The organism is Campylobacter sp. 2018MI10 (assembly GCF_018501175.1).
GTDB lineage: Bacteria > Campylobacterota > Campylobacteria > Campylobacterales > Campylobacteraceae > Campylobacter_E.
The window spans coordinates 1-799 of record NZ_JAHCZD010000051.1; the positions used below are offsets into that span (position 1 = coordinate 1).

General features: G+C 23.8%; 1 protein-coding gene. It reads right to left on the minus strand.

All coding sequences use genetic code 11. The features are described 5' to 3' along the window. On the minus strand, positions 1 to 799 hold a 799-nt coding region (locus KJR01_RS09615), incomplete at both ends, for a cation diffusion facilitator family transporter (protein ID WP_214119015.1).

Consider the following 799-nt stretch of genomic DNA (forward strand, 5'->3'; position numbering starts at 1 on the left):
TTTCTGGCTGAATAGTAATATGATGTATATTAAACTCATTCTTAAGTAAAGCATTAAGCTTTTGTAAAACACTTTTAAACTCATTTAAATCATCTAAGATTATATGAGCTGTTAGTATATGATAATCTTGAGAGATTGAATGAATGTGTATATCGTGAATATCTTTTATATTTAAATCTTGCTTTAATATAAATTCTTTTACTTCACTAATCTCAATGAATGAACTCTCAAGTAAAATATCTAAGCTTTGTTTAAATAATGATATAGACCACTTAGCAATTACTAAAGCTATTATTAAAGCTAGTATTGAATCAATAAAATAAAAATCAGTATAATAAACAATAATCCCACCAATAATAATTGCAACAGAACTAAGCAAATCACTTAGCATATGAATTAGACTTGATTTAATATTTAAATTACTTGTATCGGCTTTCATTAATAATAAAGCACTAATTATATTTGCTACAAGTCCAAAGCAAGATACTATAAGCATAGTCTTTATATCTATTTTACTTGGGTTTAATAGTTTTTCAATAGCTTCATAGATAATAAATATAGTAAATATAGCTATCATAATAGCATTTATAAAAGCAGCTATTATTTCACTTCTATAATATCCATAAGTTTTTTTACTATCTTGTTTATTAATAAATATTAGTGCAATAAAACTTATTATCAATGCAAAAGCGTGTGTTATCATATGAAGTGCATCACTAATTAATGCTAAAGAATTAGCTAAATACCCATAAATTAATTCAGCAAACATTACTACAAAAGTTACTATAAAGCTTAATAA